This window comes from Bradyrhizobium sp. USDA 376 (genome assembly GCF_054063675.1).
The window spans coordinates 1,782,576-1,799,144 of record NZ_JBSSGN010000001.1 but is presented as its reverse complement, the minus strand read 5'-3'; the positions used below and the strand labels follow the sequence as shown (position 1 = coordinate 1,799,144).

Sequence of the window (16,569 nt, the reverse complement as noted above, 5' to 3'; positions counted from 1 at the left end):
CTTTACGCTCATGACTTGGGCTTCACCTTGGCGGTCTTGTGCTCGAGGAATTCGCGGATCCTGCGCTTGGCCTCCTTGTCGCTCTGCGCGACGGTGGCCATCAGCGATTCCATCAGAAGGCCGGTCTGCGGATTGGCTTCCGCGATCATCGGCAGCGCCTGGAGCACGGCGAAATTCGTCAGCGGCGCGTTGGAGGCGATCTTGGTCGCAAGCTCCAGCGCCTTGCCGAGCCCGTTGCCGGCCTCCGTCAGATATTGCGCGAAGCCATAGGAGGCGCCTTCGGTCGCGCTGTAGACGCGCCCCGTCAGCATCATGTCCATCATCCGGGCAACGCCGATCAGCCGCGGCAGCCGCACCGAACCACCGCCGCCGACGAAGATGCCGCGCTGCCCTTCCGGCAGCGCGAAATAGGTCGAGGGCTCGGCGACGCGGATATGCGCCGCGCAGGCAAGCTCCAGCCCGCCGCCGATCACCGCGCCCCTGAGCGCCGCGATCACGGGCACGCGGCTGTACTGGATGCGGTCGAACACCCGGTGCCACATTTGGGAGTGCAGCAGACCGCCGGTTGCGTCGTGCTCGGTCAGCTCGGAGAGGTCGAGGCCACTGGAGAAATGGTCGCCGATGCCGTGGATGACGACCGCGCCGATGTCCTCGGGCAGGGACGCGAAACACTCGCCGATTTCCAGGATGATGCCGTCATTGAGCGCATTGCGCTTGGCCGGCCGGTTCAGACCCACGGTCAGAACCCGGTCCGCCCTCTCGATCCGGAGCAGCCCGGAGGCACCCGCAGCAGCGGTCTCGGCGTTTCCCTGTGTCATTTGCGTCCTTATCAGAATAGTTATGTTGTATAACGAATTTCGGGGGAGTCAAGGAGGCAGTGTCCTCGCCGTCGCGCGGAAACGCCATCGGGCGCCGAACCGCGCAATGTGCGAAGGCGCCTCAGGCGGCGTCGGTGATCAGCTTCTTGGCGGCTTGCGCAAGCAGGCCCGATCGCGTGTAGCCGTGGGCCTCGGCGTATTTGTCGATTTGCTCGAGCACATCGCCGGGCAAGGTGACATTGACGCGGACGATCTTGGGCTGCTCGTCCTTCACCGATACCAGAATGGCGACGCCCGAGCGGTTCTCGGGATCCGACATGATCTCCTCGAGCGACGATGGCTCGGGAATGGCTTCTCCGTCTTCAGCCATGCCTTCGAGATGAAGCGCCAGCGCTTCTTCGGCCATGTCGCGCGCTTCGTCGAGCGTGGTCCCTGCGGTCACGACACCCGGCAGATCGGGAAACGACACGCCGAAATCGCTGTCGGCATCCTTATGGATCAGACCGATGTAATGACGCATAGCGCTCACCTCAGCTTCAGGCCGGACTGCCGCTCGATGCTCTTCAACGTGCCGAGCGGGATGTCCCGCTTCGGATGGGGGACGGTGACGCGGCCTGGTTTCGTCGGGTGCTTGAGTTGGACGTGGCTGCCTTTTTGAGCCACTGGACCCAGCCATCCCTTTGAAGGGCCGAGATGACGTCCCGGCTATTCACGGTGTGTATTTATACACATTGATCCTCATCCGTCAATGAACGGGTCACATCACCTGATGCACGTCGATCACCACACGATCCGCATGCCGCGCCGCGGAGCCGACGAAAATGTGCTCCATCAGCCAGCGATACGTCTCGTGCCCGGTCTCGAATTTCGGCACGGTGCGGAAATAGATCAGTTTTGGATCGACCGGCTCGCCGCGCTTGAGCTTTTGTAACAGCTCGACGGGACCGAAGCGCATGCCCTTGTTCTCGACATAGACGACGGCGCCGTCGTCGGTTTCGAAGGCGTACTTGGCTTCGAGATCGATGAGCTCGTTGGGACGGATGGTCTGGAAGTCGGCGCCGAATGGCAGCACTTTTCCGGTGATCGCGCCTGTCACCTCGCCGCCGATGATCGGGATGATCCGGCGCACGCCGATGCCCGTGTCACCGGCGGTGATGACATCGCCGATGCGTGCGGTGATGGTGAAGACGTATTTTGTTTCGAGGGTGGGGGTCATCGCTTCACCTCGTCAATGCGCCATCATCCGCGTCGGCAGCCACGTTGCCAGCAGCGGGAACGCGATCAAAATCACCAGCCGCACGAGGTCCGTCGCCACGAACGGGATCACGCCCTTGAAGATGGTGGAGAACGAGACGTCCTTCACCACGCTCTTGATGACGAAGACGTTCATGCCGACCGGCGGATGGATCAGGCCGAGCTCGACCGTCATCACGATGATGACGCCGAACCAGATCGGGTCGAAGCCGAGATGCGTGATGACGGGGAAGATGATCGGCACGGTGAGGATGATCATCGCCATGGCGTCCATCAGGCAGCCGAGCACGAGATACATCACCATGATCAGCGCCAGCACGCCGTAGGGCCCGAGGCCGAGGCCGGTCAAAAACTCCGTCACCTTCTGCGGCGTCTGCGTCACCGTGAGGAAATAGCCGAAGATCAGCGCGCCGATCAGCACGGTGAACACCGCGGCCGCGGTGCGCGTTGCCTGGAGCAGCGAGGCCAGGATCTTCTCGCGGTCAAGCCGGCGAGTGACGATGCCGATGATGAAGGCGCCCGCGGCGCCGACGCCGCCGGCTTCCGTCGGCGTGAAGCGCGGCAGGTAGGGCAGGCCGTAGAGGCCGCCGATCACGAACACGAACAGCAGCACCGGCGCCCAGATGTCCTTCAGGCCGGCAAAGCGCTCGCGCCAAGGCAGCACCTTGCCTCTGGGCAGGAAGTCCGGGCGGAAATAGCCGATCAGGAAGATCGTGATCATGTACATGGTCATCGCCAGCAGGCCCGGGATGATGCCGGCGATGAAGAGTTTTCCGATGTCCTGCTCGGTGATGATGCCGTAGACCGCGAGCACGGTGGAGGGCGGCAGCATCGCGCCCAGCGTGCCGCCGGCAGCGATCACGCCGGTGGCGAACGACTGCGGATAGCCGAAGCGGCGCATCTCCGGGTAGGCGACGGCGGAGAAGGTCGCCGCGGTCGCGACAGAGGAGCCGCAGATCGCGGCAAAGCCGCCGCAGGCGCCGACGGTGGCGATGCCGAGCCCGCCGCGCAAATGCCCGACGAAGCCGTTGGCGGCGCGGAACAGCTCGCGGCTCATGCCGGAATTGGATACGAACGAGCCCATCAGCAGGAACATCGGGATGACGCCGAAGGTGTAGTCGGTGACCGTCCGCATCGAGGTCTGGCCGACCAGTTTCAGCGCCGCCGTCCCGTTGACGAGATAGGCGAAGCCGGAGACCCCGACGAGGCCCATGGCCATGCCGACGGGCACGCGCAGCAGCATCAGGACAAACAGGGAAACGAAGCCGATAACGGCGACGGCATCGGTGCTCATGATTACTCCGTCGCCTTGATTTTGGGGTCGTGCATCTCTTCGGGGTGGAAGATCAGCCGGTAGGTGCGGATCGCGATCAGCAGCACGGCCGAGACGTCGCCGATCCAGGCGACCGCGAAGAACGGCCAGGTCGGCATGTGCATGTCGAAGGTCTGGACGTTGTCATTGTAGGTGCCGCGCACCTTGTCGAACAGCGTCCAGGTCTGCACCGTGACGACGAACAGCAGCACCAGTGTCGCGAACACGTCGATCCAGCGCTGATAGCGCGGCCCGACATTGCCCCAGACGAGGTCGACCGTGATGTGGGTCCCGCGATAGGACGTCGCCGCGATGCCCCAGAAGATGAGGATGCCGAGCAGCATGCGGCCGATGTCGAAGCTGTCGGGGATCGAATAGTTCAGCGTGTTGCGTAAGAGCACCGACAGGAAGATGTCGAGCGCGACGATGCCGACGAAGCCGGCCGCGATCCATTCGATCGTGTCGATGACGCGGTCCATCCAGGCGCGCTTCATGGGAGTTTCCTGTCGTGTGCTGTCATTATCTGCTCTCGACTTCGGCGGCGGCTCTTGCCTCTCCCCGCGTGCGGGGAGAGGCCGCATCGCATCGGAGATGCGATGCGGGTGAGGGGGACTCTCCGCGAGTCCAACTGTCACCTTCGCTGCGGAAACAGCCCCTCACCCCAACCCTCTCCCCGTAAGTACGGGGAGAGGGGGAGGAAAGACCGATCGCGTCGCGGCCTCACTCCGCCAGCGCGTTGTACTTCTTCAGCGACGCCTTCAGCTCGCTAAGCGCCGCGTCCGGATCGGCACCGGCCTTCTTGGCGCCGTCACCCCAGGTCTTGACCAGCGGCTCGGCGGCCTTCTTCCAGGCGGCGATCTGCTCGGGCGTGAGCTTGTAGACATCGTGGCCGGATTCCGCCTTGATCTTGTCGATGCCGGCGTCCTCGAACTTGCCCCAGTGCTCGCCGACCGCGCCGGCCATCTCGACCGTGCAGTTCTTGTCGATCGCGGCCTTCTGCTTGTCGGACATCGCGTTGTATTTGTCCTTGTTGATCACGAACACGAAGGTCGTGGTGTAAAGCGGCGCCTCCATGTCGTACTTCGTCACCTTGTCGATGCCGAACAGCACCAGGGAGCCCCAGGGGAAGGTGACGCCGTCGGCGACGCCGCGTTCGATGATGTCGCGCACTTCGGGCGCGGAGGACTGCACGTTGGTGCCGCCGAGCGACGTCACGAAGTTCGCCATGGTGGCGTGGGCGGGGCGGATCTTCAGGCCCTTCACGTCCTCCGGCGTCACGATCTTCTTGGTCTTGGAGTGGAAGGAGGAGGGCGAGTGGACGAAGGCGAGGCAGTATTTGACGTCCTTCATCTCCTTCTCGGCATATTTGCGGTACCAGGCATCGAGCCCCATCGAGCCGCCCTTGGCGTCCGAGATCAGGAACGGCAATTCGCCGGCGCCGATGATCGGGAAGCGGCCGGGCTGGTAGCCGGGGTTGACATAGGTGACGTCGGCGATGCCGTCGCGCGCCATGTCGTAATGATCGAAGGCCTTGCCGAGCTGCTGGGCCGGAAACACCTTGCCCGTGATAGTGCCGCCGGAATCCCTGTTCACCGCGGCCACCCAGTCTTCCAGCGATTTCTGCAGCGGGTGCGATGCTGGCACCCAGTGCGAGACCTTCAAATCGAAGGTCTTGTCCTGCGCCAGCGCAGGGCTCACGCTTGCTGCCAGCAGCAAAGCCAGACAGGCTTTTCTCATCACGCGTCTCTCCCTCTTTTCAAGGCCGGGCTTCGTTGGCCCGGGCTCATTATTTAACATGTTATATAATTGATCGGCACGTTCAAGCCGGAACTGGCGCGACATCTACGTCAGCCATGTTGCATGGATTTGTCGCGGTCAGCGCGACCCGCTCTCTCCTTCTGCCCAACAATTATATGATATAATTATCGTCTGCGGATCGGCGCGACAAGCGCGTCCGCGCCGCACCCTGCAGAATCGGGAGGAGCAAGTATTGCGGACAAAAGTCGCAATCATCGGGGCCGGGCCGGCTGGATTGTTGCTTGGGCAACTGCTGCATCGATACGGCATCGACAATTACATCCTGGAGCGGCAGAGCCCGGACTACGTGCTCGGCCGCATCCGCGCCGGCCTCCTGGAAGAGGGAACCGTCGCGCTGCTGGACCAGGTCGGCGCCGGCACGCGGGCGCATGCGGAGGGCCTGATACATGAAGGCATCGAGCTCGCTTTTTCCGGCAGCCGGCACCGCATCGACATGAAGGCTGCGACCGGCAAGACGGTCATGATCTACGGCCAGACCGAGGTCACGCTCGACCTGATGAATGCGCGCAAGGCCGCAGGCCTCGTCTCGGTTTACGAGGCCAGGGACGTGCAGCCGCATGATTTCGACGGCAGTCACCCGCGCGTAACCTATGTGAAGGACGGCGTCACCCATACGCTCGATTGCGATTTCATCGCCGGCTGCGACGGCTTCCACGGCGTCAGCCGCGCCAGCGTGCCGGCCTCGGCGATCGAGGAGTTCGAGCGGCTCTATCCGTTCGGCTGGCTCGGTATCCTCTCCGAGACGCCGCCGGTCAGCCACGAGCTGATCTACTCCAACCACGCGAGAGGCTTTGCGCTCTGCACCATGCGCTCGACGAAGCGCAGCCGGTACTACGTGCAGTGCTCGCTCGACGACCATGTCGACCAGTGGCCGGACGATCGCTTCTGGGACGAATTGAAACGGCGGCTCGACCAGGAGGCAGCCGACAGCCTCGTCACGGGACCATCGATCGAGAAGAGCATCGCCCCGTTGCGCAGCTTCGTCGCCGAGCCGATGCGGTTCGGCAGGATGTTCCTGTGCGGCGACGCCGCCCACATCGTGCCGCCGACCGGCGCCAAGGGGCTGAATCTCGCCGCCAGCGATGCGCATTATCTGTCGAGCGCGCTGCGCGAATTCTACGACGAGAAGTCCAGCGCCGGCATCGATGCTTACTCCACCAAGGCGCTGGCCCGGGTCTGGAAAGCGGTGCGCTTCTCCTGGTGGATGACCTCGATGCTGCACAAATTCCCCGACACCGGCACCATCGGCGCCCGCATCCAGCTCGCCGAGCTCGACTACGTGACGCACTCGCAAGCCGCGATGACGTCGTTGTCGGAGAATTATGTGGGGCTGCCGTTTTAGAGCCGCACCGTCGGTGCCGTAGGGTGGGCAAAGGCGCAAAGCGCCGTGCCCACCACTCCGGTCTGAATCGTGGAGAGACGCGTCGCGTCTTTGCCCACCCTACGGCACCTCCGTTTTGACAAAGACTGTCATGCCCCGCGAAGGCGGGGCATCCAGTACTCCGAGACAGTGCGGCTAGAACCGAGCCGCTGCGGCGTACTGGATCGCCCGCCTTCGCGGGCGATGACAGTTGTGATGAAGCGGCGCCGCCTCCCGTTTCAAACACCCGCGCAAATGTCGTTTAAAACTTTGTAGGCGGTGAAACCGTCATCCACATCGCGTTCAATGGCGGCAGCCACACACACGCGAGACAGCCATGACCTCCTCCGACATCCCCGTCGGCTTCGAGCCGCTCTTTCGCAAGAGCCCTCTCACCGAGCCCTGGGAGCCACTCTATGCGAAGAAGACCGACAAGGCCGTCATCATCGGCCTGCGGCTGGCGAAGCCACATACCAACGGCCGTGGCCTGATCCATGGCGGCCTCATCACCGCGCTCGCGGACAATGCCATGGGCTATAGCTGCGCGCAGGCGACGGGCTGGACCACGTCGTTCGTGACGGTCTCGCTCTCGGTCGATTTCGCCAGCTCTGCGGAGATCGGCCAGTGGTGTTCGATCGAGAGCGACGTGATCAAGACCGGCAAGACGATCTGTTTCGCGCAAGCCCTGATCAAGGCCGACGACGCCGTGATCGCGCGCGCCAGCGGGACGTTCCGGGTGGTGCCGAAGAAGGGGTGATGTTGTCGTTCCGGGGCGGTGCGAAGCACCGAACCCGGAACCTCGAGATTCCGGGTTCTCGCTCTGCGAGCCCCGGAATGACGATAGTCATCCAAACCTCCACTCCGCAGTCTCCACCACGAGATCGATGAACGCGCGCACCTTGGCCGAGAGCAGGCGCGAGGTGGGGTAGACGATGTGGATCGGCAGCGCCGGCTGCTCGTATTTCGCCAACACGATTTTCAGGCGCCCGCGCTTCAGCCCCTCGGCGGCCTGATAGGCCAGCACCCGCGTCACGCCGCCGCCGGCTTCGGCGTATTGCAGGGCGGCGTCGGCGCTGTTGCTGGTGAAGCGCGGGGTCGGCGTCACCTCGATGTTGTGGCCGTCCTGCACGAAGTGCCAGCTTGCGGTCGGGCCGAACTGGATGGTCTGGTGCGCGGGCAGCGCCTCCGGCGTCTTCGGCTCACCATGGCGCTTCAGATAGCCGGGCGCGGCCACCACGATCCGCCGCATCTCGCCGACCTGGCGCGCCACCAGCGAGGAATCGGCGAGATGGCCGATCCGCACCGCAGCATCGACGGCGTCTTCGACGAGATTGACGAGATGGTCCGATAGCCTGAGCTCGGCGGCGACCTCGGGATAGCGCTTGAGATAGGCGGTCATGACCGGCCCGACATGCAGCCGACCGAAGCCGAGCGGTGCCGACACCACCAGCCGTCCGCTCGGCCGGTTGCGCTCCTCCCGCGCCGAGCCGTCGGCCTCCTCGACATCGGCGAGGATGCGCCGCGCGCGCTCGAGGTAGCGCGTGCCGACGTCGGTCAATCTCACCTGTCGCGTGGTCCGCTGCAATAGCCGCGCGCCGAGATGCTCCTCCAGCGCCGCGATCAGCCGCGTCACCGCCGAGGGCGACAGGCGCAGTTTCCGCGCCGCCGGCGCAAAGCCGCGCAGATCGGCGACGGTGACGAAGACGTGCATGGCGTCGAGGCGGTCCATGGATATTATTGCATAAATCGCAATGATGAAGTGTCAAGCCGGTCGATTGTTTTAGGCGCCGAAGGGGCCATCTTAGATCGCGAAAGACGCAAGAATGCGCCGGAATTTCAGGAGATGTTCCGATGACTGCAGTCCAAACCTATGCCAGCGACGTGGCCTTCTCGCCCGCGGTGAAGGCGATCCAGGCCCGCAAGGGCTCGCGCGATGCCTATGCGCGCAGCGAGCAGCGCGGCTGGCGCACCGAGGTCGACGAGAACCTCGAAGCCTTCCTGGCTGACGCCAACAGTTTTTACTTCGCCACCGCCTCGGCGGACGGCCAGCCCTACATCCAGCACCGCGGCGGGCCCAAGGGCTTTCTGAAGGTGCTGGACAAGCAGACGCTCGCCTTCGCCGACTACGCCGGCAACCAGCAGTTCATCACCCAGGGCAATCTCTCGGAGAACCCCAAGGCCTATATCTTCGTGATGGACTACGCCCATCGCCGCCGGGTCAAGATCTGGGGCGAGGCCCGCGTCGTCGAGGACGACGGGGCGCTGACCACGTCGCTGATGCCGAAGGGCTACCGCGCGCGGCCGGAGCAGGTGATCCTGTTCAAGATCGCGGCGTGGGACACCAACTGCCCGCAGCACATCCCGCAGAAGTTCGACGCCCCGGATGTCGCGGCAGCGCTGGCGGCGAGGGATCAGCGGATCGCGGAGCTGGAAGCGGAGGTGGCAGCGTTGAGGGGGGAGAAGGTGGCTGGCTGACTTTGAAGTCGCGAGCCTGGTGCACCCTCTCTATCGTGGGAGAGGGTGGCGTGCCGCAAGGCGGCGAGACGGGTGCGCGTCGGCAGGGCGATCAATGTCATCAGCGCTTCGCGGTCATGGCAGAAGGCCTCAACCACTCGCTCTCCTGAATTCGACCAGGCTGAACGGGCCAATGCCGGTGGTCCCCGTGAAAGTGAAGCCTGCCGGGATGACCAGCCTGCGATACTCATCTTCGGTGCGCTCGCGGCCCCCGGGGCCGCGCAGCATGTTGAGGTCGCTCAAGACGCAGGAACGGTCCTCGGGATTCATCGTGGCAAGCTCCGGCATGATTCTCTCGATGACGATCAGCGTCCCGCCGGGCGGCAGCGCGTCCCGGCAGTTGCGCAGAATGACGGCACAGCGGTCGTCATTCCAGTTGTGAATGATGCTCTTCATCAGGATGGTGTCGGCGCCGCCCGGGACCTTCTCGAAGAAGGTGCCGGCGACGAACCGGCAGCGGCCGGCGATGCCGAGCCGATCGAAATGCGCGCGCGCATCCGCCTCGCAGCGCGCGAGATCGAAGGCGACGCCCTTAAGATGAGGGATGCGTTGGAGCACGCCGCCGATCAATTCTCCGGTGCCGCCGCCGACATCCATTACGACGCGCGAGGCCGCGAAATCATGGGCTGCAACGAGCTTTGGAACGATGGTCCGCGTGAGGTTGACCATCGCAGCGTTGAACCGGCGCGTCCATTCCGTCGCCAGGCCTGTCACGGCATACCGGTCGTCACCGTCACCGCGCAGCTGCGTTGCGGTTCTTCCGGTGCGAATCGATTCGACAAGTCCGCCCCAGGATTGCGCGAGCATCTCGCCCTCGAAGAGAACCCAGTCCTTGAAGGATGGCTCTGCCGCCGCGTGAAGTTGACGGCCGAGATCGGTCATGGCGAACCGGTCCCCACCAAGCTGCTTGCAGAGACCAAGCGTTGCCAGGCCAACGAGCAGTCTGCGCAGCGCACTTTCGTCGGCGGACACGAGTCGGGCGAGTTCGGCCACCGGTTTCTCGTCATCACCGATAGCCTCGGCGAGATCGAGCTTCGCGGCCGCATAGATCACTGCGGTAATGCGATGCGATTGCACGAGATCATGCACGGATGCTGGCCAGCTCATGTGTTTCCCTCTTCTCTGTGCCGAATTCAATCGGTGGGAACGAACCCCGTTTCCTGCACGATCGCCTTCCACCGGTCAGATTCGGATGCGATCAATTGGGCGAAATCTCCCATGGCAATCGCGTGGGGATCGACGGCCAGCTTTTCCATGCCGGCCCTGACCTCGTTGGTGGACAGCGCCGCCTGGATCGCGGCATTGAGCTTGGCGACGATCGAGGGCGGCGTCTTCGCTGGAACGAAGAAGCCCAGCCATGTGAGATCCTCGAGCGCCGGGTATCCGGCTTCCCTCACCGTCGGCACTGCCGGAACAAACTGGCTGCGGCGCGGCCCGGTCGTCGCCAGCGCACGGAGATCGCCGGATTGAACCAGCCCAAGCGAGCTGCCGATCGGCATCAGGGCGGCCGCGATCACGCCCTTGGCCAAATCGTGAATCGCTTCAACACCGTGATAGGGCACGTGAAGAAATTCGAAGCCGGCGCTGCGGCCCAGCATCATGCCGAGAAAATGCAGCGTGGTTCCGACGCCCGGCGTGCCATAGGTGGCGAGCTGCGGATTGGCCCGACACCAGACGATAAAGTCGGCAACCGTCCTGACCTCAGCGGGCACCTTCGGCCCCACGGTCAGAAAGGCAGGGGCCGAGGCTACCGTCGACACCGGCGTGAAATCGCGCGGCTGGTATCTCAGCGTCTTGTAGATGTGCGGTAACAACATCATGAAGCCGAGCGGCGCGAACAACATGACTGATCCGTCGGCGTCGGCGCTCTTCACCGCCTCTACCGCGATGCGGCCTGCTGCGCCGGGCCGGCTCTCGACCACGATGGTCGACGCATAGTCGCCCATCTTCTCAGCCAGGAGCCGGGCCAGCGCGTCGAGTAGCCCCGGCGTGGTGGTTGTCAGGATATGCACGGTTCTTGCGAGCGGCTGCGCGAGCGCCCGCGGCGCGCCATATGCGGCGGAGATTGCGATACCGGCCGACGCGGTCAATATGTCGCGGCGCGTGATCATCACCTGTCTCCTTGAGCGGATCCGCACTTCCGCGCGGTTCTACCTTCGGTTTTATCATGGCGGGGACGGACAGGCTTGGTCGCCGGCTTACTTTTTCCTTAGCGGCAGCTTATCCTCGGGTCGGCGGATTTCAACGATCGACCGCGCGTGCGGGGAAGTGACTTGCGCTATTTCTTCGACGATTATTCACTCGATACCGAACGACGCGAGCTATGCCGCGGGGCGGGGGTCGTTTCCATCGCGCCGCAGGTGTTCGACCTGATCGCCTATCTGATCTGCAATCGTGAGCGCGTCGTCACCAAGGACAATCTCGTTGACGTCATCTGGCAGGGCCGGGCCGTCTCGGACGTCGCCCTGACCACGTGCCTCAACGCGGCGCGGAAGGCGATCGGCGATTCCGGAGACGAGCAGCGCCTCATCAAGACGTTCCCGCGCAAGGGTGTTCGTTTCATCGCGGCGGTGCGCGAAGCGCCGATGACGGTCACCGTCACCGGCTCGTCCGGCCCCGCTTCAGGCAAGCCGTCGCTTGTCGTTCTGCCCTTTGCCAATCTGAGCCCCGACCCCGCGCAGGACTATTTCGTCGACGGCGTGACTGAGAGCCTGACCACCGATCTGTCGCGGCTGGCGGGTGTCTTCGTGATCGGCCGCAACACCGCCTTCGCTTACAGGGGACGGCATGTCGATCTGAAGCAGATCGGGCGCGAACTCGGCGTTCGTTACGTGCTCGAGGGCTCGGTGCAGCGGGTCGGAACGAGGATGCGCATCAACGCCCAGCTCATCGATGCCGAAACCGGCAACCATTTATGGGCAGAACGTTTCGACAAGCAGGTTGCCGACCTCTTCGACATGCAGGACGAGATTGGCGCCCGTCTCGCCAATCAACTCGGAACGGAGCTCGTCACGGCGGAGGCACGGCGCGCCGCGCGGGCGCCGCATCCGGATTCGATGGACCTATATTTCCAGGGCATGGGTTATCTCAATCGCGGAACGGACCCGGCAAGCCTGTCGCAGGCACGGCCGTTCTTCGAGCAGGCCCTCCGCCTGGATGCTGCAAACATCGAGGCCATGGTGGGCATGGCCGATGTCGATACCATGCGAGCGACGTCCATGCTGATAGACCGCAGAGCGCCTCTGCGGCTGGTCGAGGCATCCCTGGCCGGAATCATTGCCCGCACGCCCAGTCATGCGAGGGCCCATTGCCTGATGGGTGTCGTCCAGATATTCACAAAGCGGGCCGTCGAGGGCATTGCCGAATGTGAGCGAGCGCTGGCGCTGGATCGGAACCTCGCCACCGCCCATGCCTGGATCGGACTTGGCAAGTGCAACCTCGGCCGCGCCGAGGAGACTGAAGCCCACATTGCGGAAGCGTTCCGGCTCTCTCCGCGTGACCAAAAGGCCTCTTCCTGGTTGAATACGGCAGGCGTCGCGCAATCATATCTCGGTGCCGACGAAGCCGCCGTTCAGTGGTTCAGGCGATCGATCGAGACCAATCGGAATATCGCGCCGTTCGTCCATTTCTTTCTCGCTGCGGCGCTGGCCCATCTCGGGCGTATCGAGGCTGCACGGACATCCGTGCGGGCGGGGCTCGCCCTCCACCCGAATTTCAGCGTAGCTCAATTCCACCAGAGTTCGCCGACGGATCATCCAACGTGCCTGGTGCAGCGGGAGCGGATCGCCGACGGCTTGCGCAAGGCAGGACTTCCTCGCGAATAAAGGACGAGCCTCGCTTACCCTTCCCTGGAGGGGAGGGTACGAGAAAATCAGATCGCGCTCGCGCCTTCGTGCTGGAAGCCGAGATAGCTCGCTGCGACGCGCTCGTTCGCGGCGATGTCGCTGGCCTTGCCGCTGAGCACGAACTCGCCGAGCTCCATCACATAGGCCTGGTCCGCGATCTTCAGTGCGGCCTGTGCGTTCTGCTCGACCAGCAGCACGGAGACGCCGGCAGCGCGGAGCTCGGTGACGATGCGGAAGATGTCGGCGACGATGATCGGGGCGAGGCCGAGGCTCGGCTCGTCCAGCATCAGCAGCTTCGGCTCGCCCATCAGCGCGCGGCCCATCGCGAGCATCTGCTGCTCGCCGCCGGACAGCGTGCCGGCGAGCTGCTTGCGGCGCTCCTTCAGCCGCGGAAACAGCGTATAGACCCGCTCGATCGAGGACTTCGCCCGGCTCCGCTCGATGCGGAAGGCGCCGAGCTCGAGATTGTCCTCGACATTCATGGTCACGAACAATTCGCGGTGTTCTGGCACGAGGCCGAGCCCCATCGCGACGCGGTCCTCGATGTCGAGCCGGGCGAGATCCTGCCCGGCAAAGGCGACGCGGCCCTTCAGCGGCAGGATGCCCATGATGGCCGACAACAGCGTGGTCTTGCCGGCGCCGTTGGCGCCGACGATGGTGACGATCTGGTTGGCGCCGACCTCGAGCGAGACCGAGCGCACGGCCTCGACCTTGCCGTAGGCGACATGGGCGTCGGTGACGGACAACAGCGCGCTCATGCCGCCACTCCGAGATAGGCCTTGATCACTTCGGGATTGGTCTTGATCGTGGCAGGCGTGCCTTCCGCGATCTTGGTGCCGAAATCGAGCACCACGATGCGGTCGGCGAGGTTCATCACGAAGCCCATGTCGTGCTCGACCAAGAGGACGCTCATTCCGCCGTCGCGCAGCTCGCGGAGCAGCGTTGCGAGGCGCTGCTTCTCCATGTGGCGCAGGCCCGCGGCTGGCTCGTCGAGCAGCAGCAGCATCGGATCGACGCACAGCGCGCGGGCGATCTCGACGATGCGCTGCTGGCCGAGCGAGAGCGAGCCTGCGAGCTGGTGCATCTGCTCGGCGAGGCCGACGCGCTCGATCTGCCGTGCGGCTTCCGCCAGCAGCTTCGCCTCGTCGGCGCGGTCGAGCCGCAGCATCGAGGCGATCGGGCCGGAATGGCCGCGCAGATGCGCGCCGATCGCGACATTCTCCAGCACGGTCATGTCGGGGACCAGCTTGACGTGCTGGAAGGTCCTGCTGATGCCGAGCTTGACGATCTCCTGCGGCGGCGCCTTGTCGACCTTCTTGCCGAGCACCGAGATCGAGCCTGATGTGGCCGACAGCACGCCGGTGATCAGGTTGAAGGTGGTGCTCTTGCCGGCGCCGTTCGGCCCGATCAGCGCGACGATCTCCTTGGCCTGAACTTCGAAGGAGACGTTGTTGACCGCGACCACGCCGCCGAACTGTTTTCGCGCCTTTTCGACCTGGAGCAGGACGCCGGCCTCGGCGGGCGCGCGGCTGCGCTGCTCCAGCTTCAGCGAGGTGTCCGGCTTCCTGCCACTCGTGCGCTCGGGCAGGAACGACATCAGCCAGGGCCAGAGGCCGCCGGGGGCAAGCTGCAGCAGCGCCACCAGCATGATGCCGAACACGATGGTCTCGACCTGGCCGGAGCCGGGCAGGATCAGCGGCAGATAGCTTTGCAGCACCTCTTTCAGCACCACGACGATCGCCGCGCCCAGCACGCCGCCCCAGACGTAACCGGCGCCACCGACCACCGCGATGAAGAGATATTCGATGCCGGCCTGCGCGCCGAACGGAGTCGGGTTCACCGCGCGCTGGAGATGCGCGTAGAGCCACCCCGAAAGGCCGGCGAGCACCGCGGCATGGATGAACACCAAGAGCTTGGCCCGCGGCGTGTGCACGCCGAACGCCTCGGCGGCGACATGGCCACGCCGCAGCGCGCGGATGGCGCGGCCGGTGCGGGAGTCCAGGAGGTTCATCGTCAGCAGTGCCGAGAGGATCACGGCAACCCAGATCGCGTAATAGATCGAGCCGGGCGAGAGCATCTTGAACGTGCCGATCGACAGCGGCGGGATCGCCGAGATGCCGTCGTTGCGGCCCAGAAACTCCAGCTTGCTGAAGAGGTAGAACAGCCCCAGCCCCCAGGCGAGCGTGCCGAGCGGCAGATAGTGGCCGGAGAGGCGGACGGTGATCAGCCCGAGCAGCACCGCCAGCGATCCGCTGACCACCAGCGACAGCGGCAGCGTCAGCCAGGGCGACAGGCCGTAGGCCGTCGACAGCACGGCGGTCGTGTAGGCGCCGAAGCCGACGAAGGCCGCCTGCCCGAACGAGGTGAGGCCGCCGACGCCGGTCAGCAGCACGAGGCCCATCGCGACCAGGGCCGCGAGGCCGATATTGTCGAGCAGCACGATCCAGAACGGCGGCATGCCCGGAACGAACGGGATCGCCGCCATGACGAGCGCGAAGACGAGGATGGGAAGCCGGCTCTGCATGCGCGTCAGTCCTTCTCTTCCTCGACCGCGGGCGCGGCGAGCGAGCGCAGCAGCAGCACGGGGATCAGCAGCATGAAGACGATCACTTCCTTGTAGTTGGAGGCATAGAAGGACGAGAACGCCTCGACGATGCCGACGACCAGCGCCGCGACGGCGGTGAGGGGGTAGCTGACGAGCCCGCCGATGATCGCGGCAACAAAACCCTTCAGCCCGATCAGGAAGCCCGAGTCGTAGTAGAGCGTCGTGATCGGCACGATCATGATGCCCGACAGTGCGCCGATGACCGAGGCCAGCAGGAAGGCGATCTGCCCGGACAGCGTGGTGCGGATGCCGGCCAGCCGCGCGCCCAGCCGGTTCACGGCGGTCGCGCGCAGCGCCTTGCCGTACAGCGTCAGGCCGAAGAACAGCCAGAGCCCGACGATGAAGGCGATGGTGATGGCGTAGACGGTGATGCTCTGGCCGGTGAAGCGCAGCGCACCGGCGGTGAAGGCGCCGGACAGCACGGCAGGTCCGCGCTGGCCCTCGGCGCCGAAGAACAACAGGCCGAGGCCCTGCAGCGCGAGGTGCACGCCGACGGAGGCGATCAGCAGCACCAGCACGGAGGTGTGCGCCAGCGGCTGGAAGGCGATCCGGTAGAGATACAGGCCGATCATCGCCACGATCACCAGCGACAGCGCGATGCAGACCGCCACCGGCGGCTTCTGCGCGGCGAAGTAAATCGTCAGCGCCAGCACGATGGAAGGCAGCACGATGTTGGTGATGAAGCTGCGGACGACCAGCCGCCCATGCAGCGCCTTGCGGGCAACGAACAGGTCGAAGGCGAAGGCGCCGATGCCGAGCGCGAGCGCGAGCTTGGCCGTCCCCGGCATCTGGCCGGCGGCCAGCGAGGCGTAGGTCAGCGCGCCATAGGTGACGAATTCGCCCTGGGGAATGAGGATGACGCGGGTGACGGCGAACACCAGCACCAGTGCCAGGCCGAGCAGCGCGTAAATTGCGCCATTGGTGATGCCGTCCTGCACCAGGAACAGCATGATAGTGGTGTTCAAGACCGGACGCTCCCCCTCAAGATCGAGGACCGGCCCCCGCAATTGCGGTGGATGGTCCCCACACAGCCATTGAAATAC

At 64.7% G+C, this 16,569-nt stretch carries 16 protein-coding genes and 1 pseudogene; 4 read left to right on the top strand and 13 right to left on the bottom strand.

Going from position 1 to position 16,569, the window contains the following annotated elements; genetic code table 11:
- Window positions 1-8 precede the first annotated feature (8 nt).
- The 7 genes and pseudogenes from ACVJ19_RS08345 to ACVJ19_RS08315 form a co-directional block, all read right to left on the bottom strand.
- Complete coding sequence (locus ACVJ19_RS08345; RefSeq protein WP_212342212.1) at window positions 9-818, bottom strand: crotonase/enoyl-CoA hydratase family protein; 810 nt, start codon at window positions 816-818, stop codon at window positions 9-11.
- Between the two features lie 121 nt (window positions 819-939).
- Complete coding sequence (locus ACVJ19_RS08340; RefSeq protein ID WP_130365687.1) at window positions 940-1,338, bottom strand: type II toxin-antitoxin system HicB family antitoxin; 399 nt, start codon at window positions 1,336-1,338, stop codon at window positions 940-942.
- Between the two features lie 5 nt (window positions 1,339-1,343).
- A pseudogene (locus ACVJ19_RS08335) lies at window positions 1,344-1,531 on the bottom strand (type II toxin-antitoxin system HicA family toxin).
- A gap of 44 nt (window positions 1,532-1,575) precedes the next feature.
- Window positions 1,576-2,034, bottom strand: coding sequence for a DUF3237 domain-containing protein (locus ACVJ19_RS08330; protein ID WP_453949386.1), 459 nt, complete (start codon window positions 2,032-2,034; stop codon window positions 1,576-1,578).
- 12 nt (window positions 2,035-2,046) lie between these two features.
- A complete protein-coding gene (locus ACVJ19_RS08325; protein ID WP_453949387.1) occupies window positions 2,047-3,366 on the bottom strand; it encodes a TRAP transporter large permease in 1,320 nt (439 codons plus the stop codon).
- Between the two features lie 2 nt (window positions 3,367-3,368).
- Window positions 3,369-3,878, bottom strand: coding sequence for a TRAP transporter small permease (locus tag ACVJ19_RS08320; RefSeq protein WP_453949388.1), 510 nt, complete (start codon window positions 3,876-3,878; stop codon window positions 3,369-3,371).
- 226 nt (window positions 3,879-4,104) lie between these two features.
- Window positions 4,105-5,121 carry a TRAP transporter substrate-binding protein gene (locus ACVJ19_RS08315; RefSeq protein ID WP_453949389.1) on the bottom strand — a complete coding sequence of 339 codons (1,017 nt, stop codon included), beginning with the start codon at window positions 5,119-5,121 and terminating at the stop codon, window positions 4,105-4,107.
- Window positions 5,122-5,374: 253 nt separating this feature from the next.
- Here ACVJ19_RS08315 and pobA point away from each other — a divergent pair, with 253 nt between their 5' ends.
- Both pobA and ACVJ19_RS08305 read left to right on the top strand, forming a co-directional pair.
- Window positions 5,375-6,544: a 4-hydroxybenzoate 3-monooxygenase gene (gene pobA, locus ACVJ19_RS08310; protein WP_453949390.1), complete on the top strand. Its 1,170-nt coding sequence runs from the start codon at window positions 5,375-5,377 to the stop codon at window positions 6,542-6,544.
- A 355-nt stretch (window positions 6,545-6,899) separates the two neighbouring features.
- Window positions 6,900-7,319, top strand: coding sequence for a PaaI family thioesterase (locus tag ACVJ19_RS08305; protein WP_453949391.1), 420 nt, complete (start codon window positions 6,900-6,902; stop codon window positions 7,317-7,319).
- An 87-nt stretch (window positions 7,320-7,406) separates the two neighbouring features.
- Here the strand turns inward: ACVJ19_RS08305 and ACVJ19_RS08300 are convergent, their stop codons facing one another.
- Window positions 7,407-8,291, bottom strand: coding sequence for a LysR family transcriptional regulator (locus ACVJ19_RS08300; protein WP_453949392.1), 885 nt, complete (start codon window positions 8,289-8,291; stop codon window positions 7,407-7,409).
- 122 nt (window positions 8,292-8,413) lie between these two features.
- On the opposite strand from ACVJ19_RS08300, the gene ACVJ19_RS08295 reads away from it, so the two are divergent.
- Window positions 8,414-9,037 (top strand): pyridoxamine 5'-phosphate oxidase family protein, encoded by a 624-nt coding sequence (locus ACVJ19_RS08295; protein WP_453949394.1) that lies wholly within the window; start codon window positions 8,414-8,416, stop codon window positions 9,035-9,037.
- A 129-nt stretch (window positions 9,038-9,166) separates the two neighbouring features.
- Here the strand turns inward: ACVJ19_RS08295 and ACVJ19_RS08290 are convergent, their stop codons facing one another.
- The gene (locus ACVJ19_RS08290) at window positions 9,167-10,255 is read right to left on the bottom strand and encodes a methyltransferase (protein WP_453949395.1); all 1,089 of its coding nucleotides are present in this window, start codon (window positions 10,253-10,255) and stop codon (window positions 9,167-9,169) included.
- Window positions 10,210-11,187, bottom strand: a complete 978-nt coding sequence (locus tag ACVJ19_RS08285; RefSeq protein ID WP_453949396.1) for a Bug family tripartite tricarboxylate transporter substrate binding protein — start codon at window positions 11,185-11,187, stop codon at window positions 10,210-10,212. The genes ACVJ19_RS08290 and ACVJ19_RS08285 overlap by 46 nt, the downstream gene beginning before the upstream one ends.
- 147 nt (window positions 11,188-11,334) lie before the next feature.
- Here ACVJ19_RS08285 and ACVJ19_RS08280 point away from each other — a divergent pair, with 147 nt between their 5' ends.
- Window positions 11,335-12,900, top strand: a complete 1,566-nt coding sequence (locus tag ACVJ19_RS08280) for a winged helix-turn-helix domain-containing protein (RefSeq protein ID WP_453949397.1) — start codon at window positions 11,335-11,337, stop codon at window positions 12,898-12,900.
- 47 nt (window positions 12,901-12,947) lie between these two features.
- On the opposite strand, the gene ACVJ19_RS08275 is transcribed toward ACVJ19_RS08280, so the two are convergent.
- Genes ACVJ19_RS08275 through ACVJ19_RS08265 form a run of 3 tightly spaced genes read right to left on the bottom strand, consistent with a single transcriptional unit; the run spans window position 12,948 to window position 16,491 of the window.
- Window positions 12,948-13,679, bottom strand: a complete 732-nt coding sequence (locus ACVJ19_RS08275; protein WP_453949399.1) for an ABC transporter ATP-binding protein — start codon at window positions 13,677-13,679, stop codon at window positions 12,948-12,950.
- Complete coding sequence (locus tag ACVJ19_RS08270) at window positions 13,676-15,445, bottom strand: branched-chain amino acid ABC transporter ATP-binding protein/permease (protein ID WP_453949401.1); 1,770 nt, start codon at window positions 15,443-15,445, stop codon at window positions 13,676-13,678. Before ACVJ19_RS08270 ends, ACVJ19_RS08275 begins: the two co-directional genes overlap by 4 nt.
- Window positions 15,446-15,450: 5 nt before the next feature.
- Window positions 15,451-16,491, bottom strand: coding sequence for a branched-chain amino acid ABC transporter permease (locus ACVJ19_RS08265; RefSeq protein ID WP_283023434.1), 1,041 nt, complete (start codon window positions 16,489-16,491; stop codon window positions 15,451-15,453).
- Window positions 16,492-16,569: the final 78 nt, after the last annotated feature.

Bases quoted from the DNA above. Each gene is read 5' to 3' on its own strand.
- ACVJ19_RS08345 (WP_212342212.1), bottom strand. From the start codon at position 818: ATGACACAGGGAAACGCCGAGACCGCTGCTGCGGGTGCCTCCGGGCTG.
- ACVJ19_RS08340 (WP_130365687.1), bottom strand. From the start codon at position 1,338: ATGCGTCATTACATCGGTCTGATCCATAAGGATGCCGACAGCGATTTC.
- ACVJ19_RS08330 (WP_453949386.1), bottom strand. From the start codon at position 2,034: ATGACCCCCACCCTCGAAACAAAATACGTCTTCACCATCACCGCACGC.
- ACVJ19_RS08325 (WP_453949387.1), bottom strand. From the start codon at position 3,366: ATGAGCACCGATGCCGTCGCCGTTATCGGCTTCGTTTCCCTGTTTGTC.
- ACVJ19_RS08320 (WP_453949388.1), bottom strand. From the start codon at position 3,878: ATGAAGCGCGCCTGGATGGACCGCGTCATCGACACGATCGAATGGATC.
- ACVJ19_RS08315 (WP_453949389.1), bottom strand. From the start codon at position 5,121: ATGAGAAAAGCCTGTCTGGCTTTGCTGCTGGCAGCAAGCGTGAGCCCT.
- ACVJ19_RS08305 (WP_453949391.1), top strand. From the start codon at position 6,900: ATGACCTCCTCCGACATCCCCGTCGGCTTCGAGCCGCTCTTTCGCAAG.
- ACVJ19_RS08300 (WP_453949392.1), bottom strand. From the start codon at position 8,291: ATGGACCGCCTCGACGCCATGCACGTCTTCGTCACCGTCGCCGATCTG.
- ACVJ19_RS08295 (WP_453949394.1), top strand. From the start codon at position 8,414: ATGACTGCAGTCCAAACCTATGCCAGCGACGTGGCCTTCTCGCCCGCG.
- ACVJ19_RS08285 (WP_453949396.1), bottom strand. From the start codon at position 11,187: ATGATCACGCGCCGCGACATATTGACCGCGTCGGCCGGTATCGCAATC.
- ACVJ19_RS08275 (WP_453949399.1), bottom strand. From the start codon at position 13,679: ATGAGCGCGCTGTTGTCCGTCACCGACGCCCATGTCGCCTACGGCAAG.
- ACVJ19_RS08270 (WP_453949401.1), bottom strand. From the start codon at position 15,445: ATGCAGAGCCGGCTTCCCATCCTCGTCTTCGCGCTCGTCATGGCGGCG.